Annotated in this window: 19 protein-coding genes; 13 read left to right on the top strand and 6 right to left on the bottom strand. The window is 41.6% G+C overall.

Annotated elements, in window-relative coordinates; genetic code table 11:
- Positions 1-133: 133 nt before the first annotated feature.
- A complete protein-coding gene (gene ettA / locus QL986_RS04175) occupies positions 134-1,807 on the bottom strand; it encodes an energy-dependent translational throttle protein EttA (RefSeq protein WP_024601901.1) in 1,674 nt (557 codons plus the stop codon).
- Positions 1,808-2,031: 224 nt separating this feature from the next.
- On the opposite strand from ettA, the gene metA reads away from it, so the two are divergent.
- From metA to QL986_RS04205, 6 genes are all read left to right on the top strand, one after another.
- Entirely contained in the window at positions 2,032-2,979 is a 948-nt protein-coding gene (gene metA, locus QL986_RS04180) for a homoserine O-succinyltransferase (RefSeq protein WP_290191234.1), read from the top strand.
- Positions 2,969-4,039 carry a homocysteine S-methyltransferase family protein gene (locus QL986_RS04185; protein WP_290191235.1) on the top strand — a complete coding sequence of 357 codons (1,071 nt, stop codon included), beginning with the start codon at positions 2,969-2,971 and terminating at the stop codon, positions 4,037-4,039. The genes metA and QL986_RS04185 overlap by 11 nt, the downstream gene beginning before the upstream one ends.
- A 9-nt stretch (positions 4,040-4,048) precedes the next feature.
- Positions 4,049-6,679, top strand: coding sequence for a methionine synthase (gene metH / locus QL986_RS04190; RefSeq protein ID WP_290191236.1), 2,631 nt, complete (start codon positions 4,049-4,051; stop codon positions 6,677-6,679).
- 465 nt (positions 6,680-7,144) lie between these two features.
- Positions 7,145-7,885 (top strand): abortive infection system antitoxin AbiGi family protein, encoded by a 741-nt coding sequence (locus QL986_RS04195; RefSeq protein ID WP_290191237.1) that lies wholly within the window; start codon positions 7,145-7,147, stop codon positions 7,883-7,885.
- 100 nt (positions 7,886-7,985) lie between these two features.
- On the top strand, positions 7,986-8,681 hold the full coding sequence (locus tag QL986_RS04200; protein ID WP_290191238.1) for an aspartate/glutamate racemase family protein: 696 nt from the start codon (positions 7,986-7,988) through the stop codon (positions 8,679-8,681).
- 85 nt (positions 8,682-8,766) lie between these two features.
- Positions 8,767-9,237 carry a hypothetical protein gene (locus tag QL986_RS04205; protein WP_290191239.1) on the top strand — a complete coding sequence of 157 codons (471 nt, stop codon included), beginning with the start codon at positions 8,767-8,769 and terminating at the stop codon, positions 9,235-9,237.
- A 169-nt stretch (positions 9,238-9,406) separates the two neighbouring features.
- On the opposite strand, the gene QL986_RS04210 is transcribed toward QL986_RS04205, so the two are convergent.
- The 5 genes from QL986_RS04210 to flgA all read right to left on the bottom strand — a co-directional run bounded on the left by QL986_RS04210 (position 9,407) and on the right by flgA (position 13,530).
- Positions 9,407-9,604 (bottom strand): CsbD family protein, encoded by a 198-nt coding sequence (locus QL986_RS04210; protein WP_010391132.1) that lies wholly within the window; start codon positions 9,602-9,604, stop codon positions 9,407-9,409.
- Positions 9,605-9,940: 336 nt separating this feature from the next.
- Entirely contained in the window at positions 9,941-11,458 is a 1,518-nt protein-coding gene (locus QL986_RS04215) for a DUF3360 family protein (RefSeq protein ID WP_290191240.1), read from the bottom strand.
- A 507-nt stretch (positions 11,459-11,965) separates the two neighbouring features.
- The gene (gene flgN / locus QL986_RS04220) at positions 11,966-12,388 is read right to left on the bottom strand and encodes a flagellar export chaperone FlgN (RefSeq protein ID WP_016899393.1); all 423 of its coding nucleotides are present in this window, start codon (positions 12,386-12,388) and stop codon (positions 11,966-11,968) included.
- The gene (gene flgM / locus QL986_RS04225) at positions 12,385-12,675 is read right to left on the bottom strand and encodes a flagellar biosynthesis anti-sigma factor FlgM (RefSeq protein WP_016899394.1); all 291 of its coding nucleotides are present in this window, start codon (positions 12,673-12,675) and stop codon (positions 12,385-12,387) included. The genes flgN and flgM overlap by 4 nt, the downstream gene beginning before the upstream one ends.
- 93 nt (positions 12,676-12,768) lie before the next feature.
- Entirely contained in the window at positions 12,769-13,530 is a 762-nt protein-coding gene (gene flgA, locus QL986_RS04230; RefSeq protein ID WP_036956800.1) for a flagellar basal body P-ring formation chaperone FlgA, read from the bottom strand.
- Positions 13,531-13,589: 59 nt separating this feature from the next.
- Between flgA and flgB the strand changes: the two genes are divergently transcribed.
- Genes flgB through QL986_RS04265 form a run of 7 tightly spaced genes read left to right on the top strand, consistent with a single transcriptional unit; the run spans position 13,590 to position 18,698 of the window.
- A complete protein-coding gene (gene flgB / locus QL986_RS04235) occupies positions 13,590-14,009 on the top strand; it encodes a flagellar basal body rod protein FlgB (RefSeq protein WP_016899396.1) in 420 nt (139 codons plus the stop codon).
- The gene (gene flgC / locus QL986_RS04240; protein WP_010391144.1) at positions 14,009-14,425 is read left to right on the top strand and encodes a flagellar basal body rod protein FlgC; all 417 of its coding nucleotides are present in this window, start codon (positions 14,009-14,011) and stop codon (positions 14,423-14,425) included. The genes flgB and flgC overlap by 1 nt, the downstream gene beginning before the upstream one ends.
- Positions 14,426-14,429: 4 nt before the next feature.
- Positions 14,430-15,083 (top strand): flagellar hook capping FlgD N-terminal domain-containing protein, encoded by a 654-nt coding sequence (locus QL986_RS04245; protein ID WP_013464380.1) that lies wholly within the window; start codon positions 14,430-14,432, stop codon positions 15,081-15,083.
- Between the two features lie 18 nt (positions 15,084-15,101).
- Positions 15,102-16,430, top strand: coding sequence for a flagellar hook-basal body complex protein (locus QL986_RS04250; protein ID WP_036956802.1), 1,329 nt, complete (start codon positions 15,102-15,104; stop codon positions 16,428-16,430).
- Between the two features lie 11 nt (positions 16,431-16,441).
- Positions 16,442-17,173 (top strand): flagellar basal body rod protein FlgF, encoded by a 732-nt coding sequence (gene flgF, locus QL986_RS04255; RefSeq protein ID WP_036956803.1) that lies wholly within the window; start codon positions 16,442-16,444, stop codon positions 17,171-17,173.
- 14 nt (positions 17,174-17,187) lie between these two features.
- Positions 17,188-17,973, top strand: coding sequence for a flagellar basal-body rod protein FlgG (flgG, locus tag QL986_RS04260; protein WP_010391154.1), 786 nt, complete (start codon positions 17,188-17,190; stop codon positions 17,971-17,973).
- A 2-nt stretch (positions 17,974-17,975) separates the two neighbouring features.
- Complete coding sequence (locus tag QL986_RS04265) at positions 17,976-18,698, top strand: flagellar basal body L-ring protein FlgH (protein WP_013464383.1); 723 nt, start codon at positions 17,976-17,978, stop codon at positions 18,696-18,698.
- The last annotated feature ends 4 nt before the right edge of the window (positions 18,699-18,702 follow it).

Consider the following 18,702-nt stretch of genomic DNA (forward strand, 5'->3'; position numbering starts at 1 on the left):
ATCTTATAAAGTTGTTATTTATAATAAGCATAGCTGGTAATGCTCAACACGCCAATTTGCTCAAAGATAAAAATAGCTCGCATAAAAAAGCCCCGCATAAAATGCAGGGCTTTTAACTTATTCACTGTGGCTGTTAGCCAATTTTTTTGTACTTAATACGCTTAGGCTGTGCAGCTTCTGCGCCAAGGGTCTTTTTAAGCCACTCTTCGTACTCAGTGTAGTTACCATCAAAGAAGTTAATTTGGCCTTCGTCACGGTAATCTAAAATGTGTGTAGCAATACGGTCAAGGAACCAACGGTCATGCGAGATACACATGACACAACCAGGGAATTCTAAAATAGCATTCTCAAGAGCACGTAATGTTTCAACGTCCAAGTCATTGGTTGGCTCATCCAGTAGCACTACGTTGCCGCCTGCTTTTAACAGCTTAGCTAGGTGTAAACGGTTGCGCTCACCACCAGATAAGTCTTTAACAAACTTTTGTTGATCGTTACCTTTAAAGTTAAAACGGCTAACATAAGCACGGCTTGGGAACTCAAAGTTACCAATTTTTAGTACATCTTGGCCATCAGAGATTTCTTGGAATACCGTTTTGCTTTCGTCCATGTTGCCACGGAACTGATCAACAGTTGCCAGTTCTACTGTTTCACCAATGCTGATATTACCGCTATCTGGCTGCTCTTCACCGCTTAGCATTTTGAATAGCGTTGATTTACCTGCACCATTGGCACCAATAATACCCACAATAGCGCCTTTAGGCATGCTAAAGCTTAAATCATCAATTAAAACACGGTCGCCAAAGCTTTTACGTAAGTTGTTTACTTCTAATACTTGGTCACCTAAACGTGGGCCAGGTGGAATAAACAATTCGTTGGTTTCGTTACGTTTTTGGTAATCAGACTGTTGTAGCTCGCTAAACTGTGCCATACGCGCTTTTGATTTAGCTTGACGACCTTTAGGATTTGAACGCACCCATTCAAGTTCTTGTGCAATTGATTTTTGACGTGCTTTTTCAGATTTTTGCTCTTGCTGTAAGCGGGCATCTTTTTGCTCAAGCCAAGACGAGTAGTTACCTTCCCACGGAATACCTTCACCACGGTCAAGCTCTAAAATCCAGCCAGCAACATTATCAAGGAAGTAACGGTCATGCGTTACTGCCACAACGGTGCCTTCGTAGTCATGTAAGAAGCGCTCTAACCAGGCAACCGACTCAGCATCTAAGTGGTTAGTTGGCTCATCGAGAATAAGCATATCTGGTTTTTCAAGTAACAAACGACAAATAGCAACACGACGGCGTTCACCACCTGAAAGGTGCTCAATTTTAGCGTCCCACTCAGGTAAACGCAGAGCATCGGCAGCACGCTCTAAAACGTTATCAATATTGTGGCCATCATGCGCTTGAATAATCGCTTCTAATTCACCTTGCTCTTTTGCCAGTGCGTCAAAGTCAGCGCCTTCCATTGCGTATTCGTTATACACTTCGTCAAGGCGGTTAAGGGCATGTTTTACTTCACCCACAGCTTCTTCAACAATTTCACGAACTGTTTTGCTTTCGTCCAAAACAGGCTCTTGCGGCAAGTAACCAATTTTAGTGCCTGGTTGAGGGCGAGCTTCACCTTCAAAATCTTCATCAACACCTGCCATAATGCGTAGTAATGATGATTTACCAGAACCATTTAGACCTAGCACACCAATTTTTGCGCCTGGGAAAAAATGCAACGAAATATCTTTTAAGATAGTGCGTTTTGGTGGCACAACCTTAGATACTCGACTCATCGAGAATATAAACTTATCAGGTAAAACCATGGAAGAAGCCTTCAATAATAATAAAAATTTCAATGCTGTATTGTAGTGGCTCACAGGTGAAACAGTCAACGAATGGGGCTGTTTTAAAGTACATATTCAATATGTAAAAACCGGGTGAATAAATTTCATTTAGACATCTATACATCTAGAGGTTGATATTTTTGACATTCTGTTCATAATGAGAGCGTATTAATTCTCGGTTTTTATGAGCAGGAGCTTTAAGAATGCCAATTACAGTAGAAGACGAATTGCCGGCTATTGCACGATTACGCCATGAAAACGTGTTTGTTATGCCTAAAACGCGTGCAAAAACCCAAGAAATACGCCCTATGCGCTTGGCTATTCTTAATCTTATGCCTAATAAAGTAGAAACCGAAGTTCAGTTTATTCGTTTGTTGGCTAACTCTCCGCTGCAAGTAAATGTAGAGCTACTGCGCCTTGATACACATCGTAGCAGTAGCAACTCAGAGCAACACTTAGATACCTTTTATCGTTACTTTTCAGAAGTGAAAGACAACAACTACGATGCACTGTTAATTACCGGTGCGCCGCTCGCGCATTTAGAGTATGAAGACGTGGCGTATTGGGATGAGCTCAAAGTGATTATTGATTGGGCCGAACAGCATGTAACCTCTACCTTGTTTTCGTGTTGGGCTGCCCACGCGGCTTTATATCACCGTTATAATTTAAAGCGCGATTTAAAAGACAACAAACTCTGCGGGGTGTTTACCCATCAATGCTACTTTGCTCATGGTGCACTTACCCGCGGCTTTGACGATACCTTTTTAGTGCCGCACTCACGCTATGGGCACATAGATATAAATAAAATAAACGCTTGTGAAGAGCTGGTGGTATTAGCTGGCTCTGAACGAGTCGGGGCGTATTTACTTAAAAATAAATCGGGCAGCCAAGTGTTTATTACCGGCCACCCAGAATACGATGCCGACAGTTTAAAAGCTGAATATGAACGCGATTTACAAAAAAGTCCCGATGCGCCAAAGCCCGAAAACTATTTTCCTGATGACGATGCCAGCAAGCAACCGTCTAAAACATGGCAAAGCCACGCGTTTTTACTGTTTTCAAACTGGTTAAATTATTACGTTTACCAAACCACACCCTATGATATTAACTTAGTTAGCCAAGACGTAAGGACTAACAACTATGCCGAATAATCCTCAAAACAATAAGCATCAAGAGCTGAGCGCTGCGCTCAAACAGCGCATTTTAATTTTAGATGGTGCAATGGGAACCATGATCCAAGCGCATAAGCTTGAAGAGCAAGACTACCGGGGTGAACGTTTTAAAGATTGGCACGTGCTTATTAAAGGCAACAACGATTTATTAAGCCTAACCAAGCCAGAAATTATTACTGATATACACCGCAGCTTTTTAGCGGCTGGTGCCGATATTATCGAAACTAACACCTTTAACTCGACCACCATTTCGATGGAAGATTACGACATGGCGAATATAAGCCGTGAAGTCAATTTAGAGTCGGCTAAGTTAGCTCGCGCTGTATGTGATGAATTTAGCGCTAAAACCCCAGAAAAACCGCGCTATGTAGCAGGTGTTTTAGGGCCAACATCTAAAACCTGTTCGTTATCGCCGGATGTAAACGACCCCGGCTATCGTAATATCACTTTCGATAAGTTAGTGACTGCGTATGTTGAGTCGACCCTTGCGCTTATGGAGGGCGGTGTAGATATAATTTTAATCGAAACCATATTCGACACGCTTAATGCAAAAGCGGCATCGTTCGCGGTAGAAGAAGCGTTTGAACAAGCAGGGCGCACATTGCCAGTGATGATTTCAGGTACTATTACCGATGCCTCAGGCCGTACGCTTTCAGGGCAAACCACCGAAGCATTTTATAACTCTATTCGCCATATTAAGCCGCTTTCAATTGGCTTAAATTGCGCCCTTGGGCCAGATTTACTGCGCCAATACGTTGAAGAGCTATCACGTGTGTGCGAAACCTTTGTCTCTGTTCACCCTAACGCGGGCTTACCCAATGAGTTTGGAGAATACGACTTAGAAGCAGACGACATGGCAAAAGAGATCATAGATTGGGGTAAATCGGGCTTTATTAATATTGTTGGCGGTTGCTGTGGCACTACGCCTGCGCACATTCGTGTCTTTGCTAAAGGGCTTGAAGGCACAGCACCACGAAAATTACCTGAGCTTGAAGTGCGTATGCGTTTATCAGGCCTAGAAGCCTGTAACTTAAATTAGGAGCCGCCAATGACCCAACAAATTGCAGTATTTACCAATGTCGGCGAGCGTACTAACGTAACTGGCTCGGCCATGTTTAAACGTTTGATCATGGAAGAAGACTACGAAACAGCCCTTAATGTAGCTCGCGAACAAGTAGAAAATGGCGCCCAAGTTATTGATATCAACATGGACGAAGCCATGCTGGACTCAAAAGCCGCCATGGTGAAGTTTTTAAACTTAATTGCTTCAGAGCCTGATATTTCTAAAGTACCTATTATGGTCGACTCCTCAAAGTGGGAAGTAATAGAAGCAGGCTTAAAGTGTATTCAAGGCAAGGCCATTGTTAACTCCATTTCACTCAAAGAGGGTGAAGAGCCGTTTATTCGCCAAGCTAAAATTATAAAACGCTTTGGCGCCGCCGCTGTTGTGATGGCATTTGATACCGAAGGTCAAGCCGATACTGCCGATCGTAAGTTTGAAATTTGTGAGCGCAGCTACCGTATTTTAGTCGACGAAATTGGCTTTCCGCCAGAAGACATTATATTCGATCCCAATATATTTGCCGTTGCCACCGGCATAGAAGAGCACGACAACTACGCCGTAGAATTTATTGAAGGCACCCGCCGTATTAAGCAAAATTTACCGCACTGTAAAGTGTCGGGTGGGGTGTCAAACGTATCGTTCTCGTTTAGAGGTAATAACCCGGTACGCGAAGCGATTCACTCGGTATTTTTATACCATGCTATAAAAGCGGGTATGGATATGGGCATAGTAAACGCAGGGCAACTTGCGGTTTACGACGACATCCCCGAAGAACTTCGTAAAGCCGTAGAAGATGTAATTCTTAACACCGACCCCGGTGCGGGCGAGCGCCTTGTTGAACTTGCGCCTAAATATTCAGGCATGGCACAAGCTGAGCGGGTAGAAGATTTAGAATGGCGCACTTGGCCGGTTGAAAAGCGCCTAGAGCATGCTCTAGTAAAAGGCATAACCACCTTTATAGATGAAGATACAGAAGAGTGCCGTGCTGGCGCCGATAAACCTATTCACGTCATTGAAGGGCCACTCATGGATGGCATGAACGTGGTTGGGGATTTATTTGGTGCCGGTAAAATGTTTTTACCCCAAGTGGTTAAATCGGCTCGTGTGATGAAGCGAGCCGTGGCCTACCTTGACCCATTCATTGAAGCCGAAAAAGAGGAAGGCGCCACCAACGGTAAAATTGTTATGGCTACCGTAAAAGGTGACGTGCATGACATAGGTAAAAACATTGTTGGCGTAGTACTACAATGTAATAACTACGAAGTAATCGACTTAGGCGTAATGGTGCCAGCAGATAAAATACTGCAAACCGCGATTGACGAAAAAGCCGATATTATAGGCCTTTCGGGCTTAATTACCCCATCGCTTGATGAAATGGTACACGTTGCCAAAGAAATGAAACGTCGTGGCTTTGAGCTACCGCTCATGATTGGTGGGGCAACCACCTCAAAAGCGCATACCGCAGTAAAAATAGAGCCGCAGTACGACAAAGGCGTGGTGTATGTAAATAACGCCAGCCGCGCCGTGGGTGTGGTGTCTAATTTACTTTCTAAAGATCACAAAGCAGAATTTTTAGCTAAAACCACCGCCGAGTACGACAAAGTACGCGAACAACAAGCACGCAAAAAGCCGCGCTCAAAACCAGTTACCATACAGCGCGCCCGCGATAATGCTGCAAAGCTCGACTGGGATAACTACACACCACCCGTGCCTAAAAAGTTGGGCGTGACCGAATTTAAAAATGTATCAATAGCCACGTTACGTAAATACATAGATTGGACCCCATACTTTATGACGTGGTCAATCGCCGGTAAATATCCGCGCATAATGGACGATGAAGTCGTTGGTGAGCAAGCACGTAGCTTATTTAAAGACGCTAACGACATGCTCGACGACCTTGAAAAGTCAGGTGCTTTGCAACCTTTAGGTGTAATTGGTTTATTCCCTGCAAACCGCGTGGGCGATGATATAGAAATTTACACCGACGAAACGCGAAAAGAGCTATTAACTACCTCATGTCATTTACGCCAGCAAACCGAAAAAACCGACTTTGCTAACTACTGCCTAGCCGATTACATTGCGCCAAAAGGCACACCCGATTACTTTGGTGCGTTTGCGGTAACAGGCGGTTTAGAAGAAGACGACCTCGCCAATGCGTTCGATGCCAAGCAAGACGACTACAATAAAATAATGGTAAAAGCGGTTGCTGATAGGCTCGCCGAGGCCTTTGCTGAATACTTGCACGAACAAGTGCGTAAAGAGTATTGGGGTTATGCACCGGATGAAAACCTGGGTAACGATGAGCTAATCCGCGAAAACTACCAAGGTATTCGCCCAGCACCGGGTTACCCAGCGTGCCCAGAGCACACCGAGAAAAAGAAAATTTGGCAACTACTCGATACCGAAAAGCGCATAGGTATGCAGCTCACCAGCTCGTACGCCATGTGGCCAGGTGCTGCGGTTTCGGGCTGGTATTTCTCACACCCACAAGCTAAATACTACGCCGTAGCGGCTGTGCAAAAGGATCAGGTAGAAGACTACGCTAAACGTACCAATATGACGCTTGCAGAAGCCGAAAGATGGTTATCGCCTAACTTGGGGTATGATCCTGATTAGAAGAGCAGCAGTCAAAAGTTGAAGCGGTCAGTTTTTAGCTGTCAGCTATCAGTTAAAACAAAAACGAGCCAAGGTAGGCTCGTTTTTTGTTCTTAAAATGAGTTTAGGTAAAAGTGTTTTTAGTTTTTTTCGCATAACATTATTAAAAGTAGTTTTGTTGCGAAATAATAAAAACTTTTGAGCCAAAAATGCTCATGAGATGTGTTTATATGCTGAGTAAGCACGGTAGCAAATTTCGATTTTAGCTAACCTTTCGTTTGTTTAATTATTTTTACGAAGTTTAAGCTTGTCATGCTTACCAATAGGGTGAATACTGAACCCTTATTGGTTAAATTGAGGCCAACAGCTTTAATAATGATATATGGACTCCTCATTGCTTAAGCTTATTATCAACTTGGTTACGGCGCATTGTTAAAAATGCACTGACTGAGGAGTCCATATGATTCGTTAGGATGGCGAAAGAATATGAAACCTAAATCACACACCTTATTTCACTTCACTAAAAATATTGAGTTTGTTAAAAATATTTTACTTGACGGTTTTTGGCCTAGGTACTGCCTAGAGGATTTGAGTTGGTATATTTTTGAGTACGATTATGTAGCTTTTCCAATGGTATGCTTTTGCGATATTCCATTATCTAGAATAAGCGAACATGTTGATTTTTATGGCGAGTTTGGTGTAGGTGTAACTAAAGAGTGGGCATTGGCCAATAATTTAAATCCACTGTCATATCTAGCAAAAAATAGTACGTATTGCTCCTCTGTTAATAATTTATTTAAAAACGCAAATTATGAAAATGGTCAAAATGGGTATTACGAAGGTTCAGGAAATGATTTAAACCAAATACTTTCCTTTTTAAAACCATTAGAAGGAAAAATGCTACTTTCTGGATCTCCTGTGGATAAAGAGTTTTACCAAGAAAGTGAATGGCGTTTTGTTCCTAAAAAAACTGATGTGCAGCCTTGGTTGAATAAACAATCTTATGATAATACTGAAGTTCTAGAGCAGTATAATCAGAAGACAAAAGAACTGACCTCTCTAAAAATATCCCCAACAGATATTAAGTATATATTTGTAAAAAATGATAGTGACATCCCTGAGATTATTAACTTTATTCAAACTCAGCTTGATAATTATTCAGGAGTTGAACTAAAAATATTGATGTCTAGAGTTGTGTCACTTGAAAGTATATCCAGTGATTTGTAGTAAGTGTTTTATTAGTGAGTGATAAGAGCATTTTAAATGCTTTAATAAAAACTGTGCACTATTTTGCTTGATTTTAACCACTTTTAAACAAGGCAATTTTATGAAAACAATCGGTATGCTCGGAGGTATGAGTTGGGAGTCGACAGCCAGCTATTACAAAGCGTTAAACCACGGTGTTAAAAATGCGTTAGGAGGGTTGCATAGTGCTAAAATTTGTATGGTGAGCGTCGATTTTGCGGAAATTGAAACGCTGCAGCATCAGGGCGATTGGCAACAAACAGCCACTATACTCACCGAGGCGGCTAAATCTGTAGAGGCTGGTGGTGCCGACTTTTTACTTATTTGTACCAACACTATGCATAAAGTGGCCGATGAGATTGCCAGTAATATTACCATTCCTATTTTGCATATTGCCGATGCCACCGCAGAGCAACTAAAACTCGATAATATTTCGCGAGTAGGGTTGTTGGGCACGCAATTTACAATGGAGCAAAACTTTTACAAAGAGCGTTTAACCAATAAGCATAACATTGAGGTATTAATGCCTGAGCCTAATGAGCGAAAGCGAGTGCACGAGGTTATTTATTCGCAGTTATGCCAAGGGATTATTGATGACGATTCGCGAGCTGATTATGTGCGTATTATAGAGCGCTTATTTGCACAAGGCGCACAGGCCGTTATTTTAGGCTGCACAGAAATCGCCTTGTTGGTAAAGCCACAACATACGCAGGTTCCGCTTTATGATACCACCAAAATACATGCCGAGGCAGCAGTAAAACTAGCGCTGGCTAAATAAATAAGATTGAGCTTAATTCTGTAAATAATCACTTCGGTATGCTTGCATACAGTGATGTTGATAGTAAAGTAATTTGGGGGTAGAGGTGAAAAAGCTTACTATTTATTTGTTACTTTTATTATCTGTTGGATATTCTGCAGTTGCTTTATATTCGCTCATTAATAGTGATATTGAAGATGTTATTATTTGCAGCACTGATGAGAATACTCATTACATCCCAAGTGACGCTTGTGAATATTACTTACTTAATTATAGAGCAGATAAGAGTGATATTGAATCACTTGAATCAGGCGCTGGTCTAGCATTTTTATTTGAAATTAAAGATATAGATAAGCGCGATGCTTATATCGAATACTTTATTTCTAAAGGAATCAAAGTAAATACGTTAAGTCACATAGATGGTTTATCACCTCTACACTCGGCTATTTTGCTTAATGACTTTGGTTTAGTGCAACTTTTAATGGATAAAGGCGCGAGTATTACCATTAAAGAAAAATCACATGGGCTTACACCTTTAGAGTTTATTCATAAACTGAGTGAAAAAATGCTCAGATAGATAGGCAGCTGATATCTGAACTTTTGACGTCGATTTCAAATAATAAACAGGCTGGTTAATTCAAAGAATTACCGAATATGTTAAATCTAGTGATTTTATTATTTACCAACAAAAAAACCGCCAATTGGCGGTTTTTTATTAGCAAGTAAAGCTGTTAACACGCTTTATTTTAATGGCCTTTCTCAAAGTCATTTACTTCGCGCTCGGCTTCCTCTTTCGATTTACCGTATTTTTGCTGAATTTTACCAACAAGCTCGGTACGGCTACCTTCAATTTTATCTAAATCATCGTTGGTAAGATCGCCCCATTTTTGTTGCGCTTTACCTTTAAGTTCTTTCCAGTTTCCTTCGATACGATCGCTATTCATAATTAGCTCCTTATTAAGAGTGATGATTTTTCATTTTAAAAGCGTTACTAATAAAATGATTTTTAACGTTCACTTATAAAGTTGCAAAGGCTATACCAGAAAATAAAACTTTTAATTTTATTTATATATCAACTACTTATGGTTTTTTGATGCGTAAAGTTTTTTAGCTGGTGGCGAGCTTTATAAAAATTCTGCAGGGTGGCTTGTAATTATTGCAGGGACTGTGACTTCAGGGGCTGTTACTTCAAGGGGGATTATTGCAAGTACACTGTGCTGGTTTTTATAAGTATAAAAAAAGCGAGCTATTAAAGCTCGCTTTGCTGTTTAATAAAGGAATTAATGTCTAAAGCTTGGCATTAGCGCAGGAATGCCTGGCAGCATACCTACCAGTGCCATTACACCGGTTAATAACACAAACATTATAAGTGGGATGACCCAGCGACTCATTCGCGATAAATCAGCACTTCTTTCTTTACAGCCAATAAGGCCTAAGTTATCAAGTAGCATAGTTAATGACCAACCAAATGCTGGGTTTACTAAGCTTGATGCAAACACCACAATGGCAGCTGATTGCGTGGTTTTACCTTCACGGGTCATTTCCATACCCGCTTCAAGTAGTGGAATAAACACCCCTACAATTAAGGCAACACACAATACTGGCTGCCAAATAGCTAAGTCCATTGGATAGCCCCAAACACCCGCGATAATACAAAATAACGCAGTTAAAATTGCGCCTGCAGGAATAGGGCGTTTTGCAATAGCAGCAGGAACAATGTAAGTGCCCCAAGATGACGCAAAGTTAGCACCGCCTAATAGCGAGCCAAAGGTTTGTCTTGTTGATGCGCTAAGCATGGTATCGTCAATATTCATGTGTACTTTTTCAGTACGCTCTGGGTAACTAATTTTTTGAAATACTTGATGGCCTAAAAAGTCAGGCGACCACATAGCAACCGCTAAAACTGCAAAAGGAAGTACAACTACAAAGCTTTCAGCGGTTGGTAAACCAAGCATCCAACCAGTGTTTTCCCCCCACCAGTACATAGGGTTCATGTTTGGTAAGCCCGGTGCGGTATGAAACTCAAACGGTGCGCCCAATGCAAAAGCAGTAAAACCACCAATTAAACAGCTCAGTGGCACGGCTAACCAGCGTTTTTTGTAATGCTCCAATAAAGCATAAAGTAAAATTGTGGCTAAGATTACGATAAAAGCAATATGGGTCATTTGAATTTCTTCAGCCCATGCAAACAGCTTTTTAACTTGTGAAATGGTACCCACAAAGCCTAAATAGAGAAGTAGGCCACCACACACCCCTTTACTGGTGAGCTTAGCCATGAGACTGCCGCCTTTACTAAATGCTAATATCAATCCAAAGGCTCCTATGAGCAAACCAAAGGCCATAGGGTGTCCGCCTGCGGCAACCACAATAGGAATTAATGGAATGAGTGGGCCATGAGTACCCGCTAAGTTAGCGGTCGGTAAAATAAAGCCCGAAAATAGTAAAATAAATAGCGAAACAATTAAAAGTTCGTAGCGTACGTTTTCAAGTACAAAGCCATCACTTAAACCCAAAGGGCCTGCAAACGTGGCAGCAATGGCTGCAACCATGACTACTTTACCTATAGTAGCGGCCATCGCTGGAATGGTGTCTTCAAATTCAAAGCGATAATCTCTAAATGGTAAATTTGGACGCCAGCGTTTTGGCTGCATAATTTGCAGTTCGTGCTCTAGGTAAGCGTCGCGGCTTTCAAACTCAGAGCTGGGCTTATGAAGATTTTCATAGCTATCGGACACGGTTTGAGTATCCGCTCCTGGTATAGCATCAGATGAATTATCATCTAGCGGCTTGGTGGTCATGACTTCTCCTGCAACTTAGTTGCTAACTCAAAATAAAAATACAGCTTTTACAAAGCAAATGAACATTGAGTGCGCAGGGTAAAACAGCTTGCTACAGATTGTAATTAGGCAAAAGGTCGTGCATAGCCCAGTTTAACGCTTTGTAAGTGTTAACAAAAATAGCAAAGGGATGTGTTGTAACTGGCTTGTTAAATCTAAAAGCTATTTAAATTCAATGGCTTATGTTTTTGTTTTTACAGTGTGATCTTGCCATGCAGAATAGCAAAAAGGTCATAAAATCAGCAGGTTCAGCAGCAATCATTCTTTAGTCTAATAAAGGTGGCGTTAGCCGCTATTTGCTTATTATAAATACAATTAGCCGCAAAGTTGCACAAAAGCTAACAATACTAAGCTTTAACGGAACGACTATTTTTGGACTCAAGATAGGATTTTGAAAGGTAATAATAGGAGTAAAGTAAAAATATGGCGTAAAGTGACTAAACAAGGGAAAGCCTTTATGGAACGTATTTATAAAGGCATTTCTGGGTACGCTTGTTTGTTTTCACCGCCAGTTAAACGCTGTAACAACCGACGTTGGCTTGACAGTAATTGCCCTGAGCGTTCATTCATTATTTTGCAGGTTTTAGTTTTTAGCTCAAGCTGGTGTAATAATTTTGTAGTGAGCGAGTTTATATCAGCAGGCAGCAACGCGGTTAATTGTGCTAAGCCTTCTTTGCCACCTTGCAGGCCTAAACTCACCAAAAAGCCATCGCGCTGGTTGTGCGATTCATTTAAGCTTTCTAAAAAGCCGAGCATTTTTTTATTGTGTGTTTCTAGTTGCACATTACGTTGGCTTAGCAATTCGTATTGCGTTTCAAGTAATTCAATTAATGCGTCTAGCTTAATAATGTCTTGTTGCAGACTTACAATATACTCTTTTACAGTTTTCATTTTTTATGAAGTTCAACCATAGCGTTAACGGTTTCATCAATATTAATTTTAAATTCACCACTGGCAATTGCCGCTTTCATTTGGGCTACTTTATCCATATCAACGTCTGGCTTTGCAGCTAAATCTTGAAATGTTGAGTCTATTGATTTACTTAATGCACTCACTGAATTTACTTGCTCTTGTTTAGCCGCTACAGGTTGTTGCTCTGGTTTTGCATCCAGTGATGAACGCTGGTTTGTTTTTTGGCTTTGCTCAACCGCAGTGGTTGTTATTGCGCTTATATTCATTGTTTGTTACCTAATTCGTTTATCGAATTTATATTACTTAGTTTATATCAGCGACCAAGTACAAGCATTACTTAACTTTTATTTCGACATTTTTTAAAATGCCGCCTCTGCCACACCTTGCGCAATTACTCTGCCCTGAACTACTTTTTTTGATGATAAATTTTTTACATTAATAACCTCACCAAGCTGACCATCTTCAAGGGCAATGGCTTTAACATTGGCTGAGAAAGTGGCGGTATTTATTTGCAGTGAAATATGCTCATTTTTATTGATTAAATACTGCTTTTCTAGGTATCGGTTGGAGATCACCGTGCCTTTATCAATTTCGCGTTTAACGGTGAGTCCAACTAGCTGGTCAATACCTGTTTCGCCTTGATGGCGGTGCTTACCTAAATCCACGCTTTTATATTCTAAGTCTTGCTTATTAAGCACTTTACCTCGGTTTAAAGTGTGCTTGGCAGCTACTAGGTTTATCCACACACTTACTTTGGCACTGGCCCTAAAACGCCAAGCAGGCGATGGGCAAGATACAGAAATACTTACTCTGCCTGCGGGTGGCGTGTGACTTTGTGAGCGAGTGATTTGCAACTCATCACAGTTTAGGTTTTCGCTACCTTTAGGAATAAATAGCTCTATGTTTTGCTGCTGACTCTGCGAATTAATCGAGTGCAAATAGCTATTTATTTCACTGTGTAAAAACTGCCGAATTTCTTTATCAAAATTAATGGGGGTGGCCATAGCATGAGCTGGCAGTAGTCCAATAGTTAAAAGTAAGCGGAAAAACCAACGCTTCCCTTGGGGAAGTTCAGCTTCCGTATGTTGGGCTGTTTTTTGCTCTTTTTTTATATAAGTCATTGAAAAAATATACTTTTAAAAGTTGGCATAAAGGTTGTTATACACAAGGTAGAAAGTGTATGCGAAGCGCGAAAGCATACAAGAAACAAAAATTAGAGGCAACAATGGAACTATTTGATAAAGCGTTAGGTGTTCACCCTTTTTCAATGAAATTAAGGTTAGACAGAGCAGAAATCATTGCCAGTAACTTGGCTAATGTTGACACGCCAGGGTTTAAATCTCGAGATGTAGATTACCGTCAAATTATGCAAAGTGTTTCATCCAGTTTTTCGCAAAACAGAGAGGTTGATTTTGCTGGCGTACAAACAGATGAACTTAAATATCGCGTTCCTTATCAACCATCAAGTGATGGTAATACTGTTGAGTTAAATATTGAGCAAGCAAAATTTGCTAGCAACAGTATGGATTTTCAAACCAGTTTGACCTTTTTAAATATGAAAATAAATGGCTTACATAAAGTTATTTCAGGGAAATCATAATGTCTTTTAATTCAATTTATGACGCTAGCGGCAGCGCCATGCGCGCTCAAGTTATTCGCCTCGATACCATTGCATCTAACTTAGCGAATGCCGATACCGCAGCCGGTTCAGAAGCCGACGCTTACAAGGCACTTAAACCGGTATTTTCTGCTTTGTACAAACAAACTCAAGACAGCCAATCAATTTCAGCCTCGGTTGATGTACTAGGGATCACTGAGTCAAACCGTGCGGTAGAGCAGCGCTACGAGCCAAACAACCCAATAGCTAACAACGATGGTTATGTATTTTACTCCAACGTAAATGCACTTGAAGAAATGGCCGACATGATGTCTGCAAGTCGCAGCTATCAAACATCTGTTGAAGTAATGGGGCGTGTAAATAGCATGCAGCAAAGCATTCTTAAGTTAGGGCAATAATATTATGCAAGTTAATTCAGCCGTTCCAAGCGCTGCAGACGCCACAAAAAACACCACGAATATTGCCGGTAATAGTTCTGCAGATGAAATGTCGACCATGTTTTTAGAGTTACTCGTTGCGCAAATTAGTAATCAAAATCCATTACAGCCTATGGATGGCACTCAGTATGTAAGCCAGCTTGCAGAGTTTTCGAATGTTGAGTCGTTACAAAGCATTCGCCAAAACACCGCCGATGGATTGGATTATGTGAGCAGCTTAGCGGTGCTTGAAGCCACCAATATGGTTGGCCAAACGGTTGATGTGCAAGCAAGCAGTATTGCCCTTGAGCAAGATGGCAGTGTCTCAGGCATGGTTAATTTAGGTGAAGCCGCAGACTCTGTCACAGTACAACTTTATAACCAAGATGGTGAGTTAGTTGAAGAAAAACAACTGCCTTATTCAGGAGTCGGTTCGCTGCGTTTTGAATTTGAAAACCAAGAAGCCGGTGCGTATGCAGTGAGAGCGTATGCCACTACAGCAGAGGTGCCAAAGCAGCTTGATACTTGGTTAAGCGGTGAGGTTGAGCGTGTTTCTGTAGGTAAGTCGTTAGAAGATATTTTATTGCAAGTCGATGGTTTGGGTAATTTTGGCATCACTGAAATTAATCAAGTGGCATAAATAAGAGGAGTAAATAATATGTCTATGTTCAATATAGGATTAAGTGGTCTTAAAAGTACCCAAACAGGATTAGAAGTAACCAGTAATAATATTGCTAACTCGGGTACTGCTGGTTATAAAAATAACACTGCAGAATTTGCCGCGGTTTATAACGGTAGCCAACGCGGCGGTGTAAAAGTTGCCAATGTTAAAGAAGATTTTGTCACCGGTGGTGAAATTGTGCGCACTGGTAATGCGCTGGATATTGCTATTGATGGCCAAGGGTTTTTTGCCATATCAGAAAACGGCCGAACGGCTTACACCCAAGCAGGTCAGTTTCAGTTAGATAATGACTTAAATATTGTTAATGCCAACGGCGGCAAACTGCAAGGCTTTGGCGTGTCTCAAGTTGATGGTGGTGACCCGACAATTGTACCGGGTGTATTAACCGATTTAAAAATTGAAGCCTCAAACATAGAAGCGCAAGCTAGTACAAACATTAACTTTAACGGTAACTTAAGTTCTTCTAGCGATGTGATTGCTTATCCAACAGCTCCTGCGGTATTTGATCCTAAAGATGGCAGCCAATATAACTTTTCTCAATCTACCGAAGTGTTCGACTCATTAGGTAATAGCCATGTGATGACCCAGTACTTTAACCATACGGGTAGTAATGAATGGCAAGCGATGTTTTTCTTAGATGGTAAACCCCTTACTCAAGGTCAGCTCTCAGCGCTTGGTGCGACGACAGGTTCTCAAGCTATTGATGATGGTGCGGGTGGTTCAATTAACGCCGGAACCATTACACTTAACTTTGATACCGATGGAAAAATGGTGCCGTTTTCAGGCGATTTAACGGCGGTTGATTTAGAAGTGCCTATTACTTCAACACCAGGAAATGCAGAAATAACCAGTGGTGCTGCAGCATTAAATATCGCACTTAAATTTGATGGCACTACGCAGTTTGGTTCAAGTTTCAGTGTTAACGAAAATGATGCCAACGGCTATACCTCAGGAGCGTTTTCTGGTGTGAAAGTTGAAGACGACGGCCGTGTATTTGCAACATTTACTAACGGTGAATCTAAATTACAAGGCCAAGTTGTACTTGCTTCGTTTGCGAACGTTGATGGTTTAGAGCAAGGCAGCAATACCGTGTGGTATCAAACTGAAGAGTCTGGCTCTGCACTCTACGGCGAGCCAGAAAGTGGCTCACTGGGTAAATTGCTATCGGGTTCATTTATGGGCTCAAATGTTGATATTAGTGAGCAGCTGGTTGGTTTAATGTCATTTCAACAAAACTACCAAGCCAACGCAAAAACCATCAGCAGCGCTGATGAAATGATGCAAATTTTATTTAGTAACACCTAAGGAAGCTGAGCGTGGAAAAGTTAATTTATACCGCTGTTTCGGGTGCTGAACTTAATAATACCGCCTTACGTGTTGCTGCAAATAACCTAGCAAATGTTAGCACCGTAGGTTTTAAAGCCGACTTAGAGCAAGCGCAATCAATGATGGTACAAGGCGAGGGCTTTCGTACTCGTTACCACGCGCAACTAACACCAGTAACTACTGATTTATCGTCAGGGCCAATCATGGATACTGGCCGTAATCTTGATATAGCACTAAGCAACGGCGGTTATTTAGAAGTGATGGATGACAATGGCGAACCGGCTTATACCCGCGCGGGTAATTTAGTGGTTGATGCCGATGGCTTTATTACTGTTAATGGCCTACGTGTGCAAGGTGACGGTGGCGATATTCAACTTCCTGAGTTTGGTGATATTGAAATTGGCTCAAACGGCATGATTAACCTAACCCCCATTGGTGGCGGTGTAATTGCAGAAGATGCGCAAATTAAATTAGCCAGCACCGATGCAAACTTAATCAAAGGTGCTGATGGCTTACTCAGAGCTAACGATTTACAGCCTCTTGAGGCCGACGAAACAATCACAGTAAGAACTGGTGCTTTAGAAGGCTCTAATGTGAATGCCGTGGCTGAAATGATCAAAACCATGAATATCAGTCGCCAATTTGAGATGAATGTAAAAATGATGAAGTCTGCTGACGAATTAGCGACCAGCGGTAATAAGCTCATCAGTGGACGTGGATAAACAGGAAGCCAAACATGAATTCAGCATTATGGGTGAGTAAAACCGGTCTTGCAGCGCAAGATTTAAGAATGACAACAATATCTAATAACCTCGCGAACGTGAGCACTGCCGGTTTTAAAAAAGACAGAGCGGTATTTGAAGACTTATTTTACCAAGTACAAAAACAACCTGGCGCGCAGGTAGATGAGCTTAATCAGCTGCCATCTGGGATTCAGGTGGGAACCGGTGTGCGTATTAACGGCACGCAAAAGCAATTTACTGAAGGCAGTTTTGAAACAACCAGCAACCAGTTAGATGTGGCCATTGCTGGGCAAGGTTTCTTTCAAATTGAAAGCCCTGACGGCGAGTTATTATTTACCCGTAACGGTCAGTTTCAACTTAACTCTGAGTCATTACTGGTAAACAGCAACGGCTTACCATTGGCACAAAATATTGCGCTGCCAGAGGGCACCACCAAAGTGAGTATTGGCACCGATGGCACCGTTACTGCGGTAGTGGGTAAAGATGCGCAAGCGGTAGAGTTAGGTCAAATGTTAACGGTTAACTTTGCAAACCCTGCAGGCTTACAAAGTTTAGGTGGCAACTTGTACCGCGAAACAGCGGCATCGGGTGAACCTGTTGAGGGTATCCCTGGCGAAGATGCTTTTGGGGGCTTACAACAATTTACTATTGAAGGCTCAAACGTGAGCGTCGTTGATGAAATGGTGAGCATGATTGCCGTACAGCGCGCTTACGAGATGAACGCTAAAGTAGTCTCTGCGGCAGATGAAATGCTGCGCTTTATAAACCAAAACGTATGATTATGATGAATAAGTTAACATTATTTTTGCTGCTTTTAGGTGTTGCTGGTTGCAGCAACACTCCATCAAAAACTCAAATGGTGGAATGTGAAGTGGTGTATGGGGAAGTGAAATGCCCACAAAATACCACTCAAAAATCAGTTCAAGACTATGAAATAAGCCAAGATGCCTATGCACAGGGTTTGAATCAGCAAGATGGTAGCTTATTTCAAGATAACTATATGTTTTCTTTGTATGCAGATAAACGTGCTTACCGGGTTGGCGATATTTTAACTGTGGTGCTGAACGAGCGTACGCAATCGAGTAAAAGTGCCGATTCGAGTTTAGATAAAAGTACCGACTTGGATGTTTCGGTGCCAGTAGCTGGTGCACTCAATGTAGCTGATTTTAATTTGGGTATAGGCTCGAGTGCTAAGTTTGACGGTGAAAGCAGTGCCAGCCAGCAAAACTTCCTCAGTGGCGCTATTACTGTACGGGTTAATCATGTTTTATCTAATGGGTCGCTGGTTATTAAAGGGCGTAAGCAAATTAAGCTCAACCAAGGTGATGAATACATTGAAATTGAAGGGTTGGTTCGCCCAGGCGATATTGATGTAAGTAACCGTGTTTCGTCGCTTCGTATTGCAGAGGCACAAATAAGTTATACCGGCAAAGGCACTTTGGCAGATGCGAATCGCCCAGGTTGGTTTACCACTTTATTTACCCGATTCTTAAATCCGTTTTAAGGGA

It is taken from the genome of Pseudoalteromonas sp. APC 3250 (assembly GCF_030407915.1).
Classification (GTDB): domain Bacteria; phylum Pseudomonadota; class Gammaproteobacteria; order Enterobacterales; family Alteromonadaceae; genus Pseudoalteromonas; species Pseudoalteromonas tetraodonis.

What these genes read in the sequence shown, in the direction of transcription:
- ettA (WP_024601901.1), bottom strand. Translation starts at nt 1,807, where the DNA reads ATGGTTTTACCTGATAAGTTTATATTCTCGATGAGTCGAGTATCTAAG.
- metA (WP_290191234.1), top strand. Translation starts at nt 2,032, where the DNA reads ATGCCAATTACAGTAGAAGACGAATTGCCGGCTATTGCACGATTACGC.
- QL986_RS04185 (WP_290191235.1), top strand. Translation starts at nt 2,969, where the DNA reads ATGCCGAATAATCCTCAAAACAATAAGCATCAAGAGCTGAGCGCTGCG.
- metH (WP_290191236.1), top strand. Translation starts at nt 4,049, where the DNA reads ATGACCCAACAAATTGCAGTATTTACCAATGTCGGCGAGCGTACTAAC.
- QL986_RS04195 (WP_290191237.1), top strand. Translation starts at nt 7,145, where the DNA reads ATGAAACCTAAATCACACACCTTATTTCACTTCACTAAAAATATTGAG.
- QL986_RS04200 (WP_290191238.1), top strand. Translation starts at nt 7,986, where the DNA reads ATGAAAACAATCGGTATGCTCGGAGGTATGAGTTGGGAGTCGACAGCC.
- QL986_RS04210 (WP_010391132.1), bottom strand. Translation starts at nt 9,604, where the DNA reads ATGAATAGCGATCGTATCGAAGGAAACTGGAAAGAACTTAAAGGTAAA.
- QL986_RS04215 (WP_290191240.1), bottom strand. Translation starts at nt 11,458, where the DNA reads ATGACCACCAAGCCGCTAGATGATAATTCATCTGATGCTATACCAGGA.
- flgN (WP_016899393.1), bottom strand. Translation starts at nt 12,388, where the DNA reads ATGAAAACTGTAAAAGAGTATATTGTAAGTCTGCAACAAGACATTATT.
- flgM (WP_016899394.1), bottom strand. Translation starts at nt 12,675, where the DNA reads ATGAATATAAGCGCAATAACAACCACTGCGGTTGAGCAAAGCCAAAAA.
- flgA (WP_036956800.1), bottom strand. Translation starts at nt 13,530, where the DNA reads ATGACTTATATAAAAAAAGAGCAAAAAACAGCCCAACATACGGAAGCT.
- flgB (WP_016899396.1), top strand. Translation starts at nt 13,590, where the DNA reads ATGCGAAGCGCGAAAGCATACAAGAAACAAAAATTAGAGGCAACAATG.
- flgC (WP_010391144.1), top strand. Translation starts at nt 14,009, where the DNA reads ATGTCTTTTAATTCAATTTATGACGCTAGCGGCAGCGCCATGCGCGCT.
- QL986_RS04245 (WP_013464380.1), top strand. Translation starts at nt 14,430, where the DNA reads ATGCAAGTTAATTCAGCCGTTCCAAGCGCTGCAGACGCCACAAAAAAC.
- QL986_RS04250 (WP_036956802.1), top strand. Translation starts at nt 15,102, where the DNA reads ATGTCTATGTTCAATATAGGATTAAGTGGTCTTAAAAGTACCCAAACA.
- flgG (WP_010391154.1), top strand. Translation starts at nt 17,188, where the DNA reads ATGAATTCAGCATTATGGGTGAGTAAAACCGGTCTTGCAGCGCAAGAT.
- QL986_RS04265 (WP_013464383.1), top strand. Translation starts at nt 17,976, where the DNA reads ATGATGAATAAGTTAACATTATTTTTGCTGCTTTTAGGTGTTGCTGGT.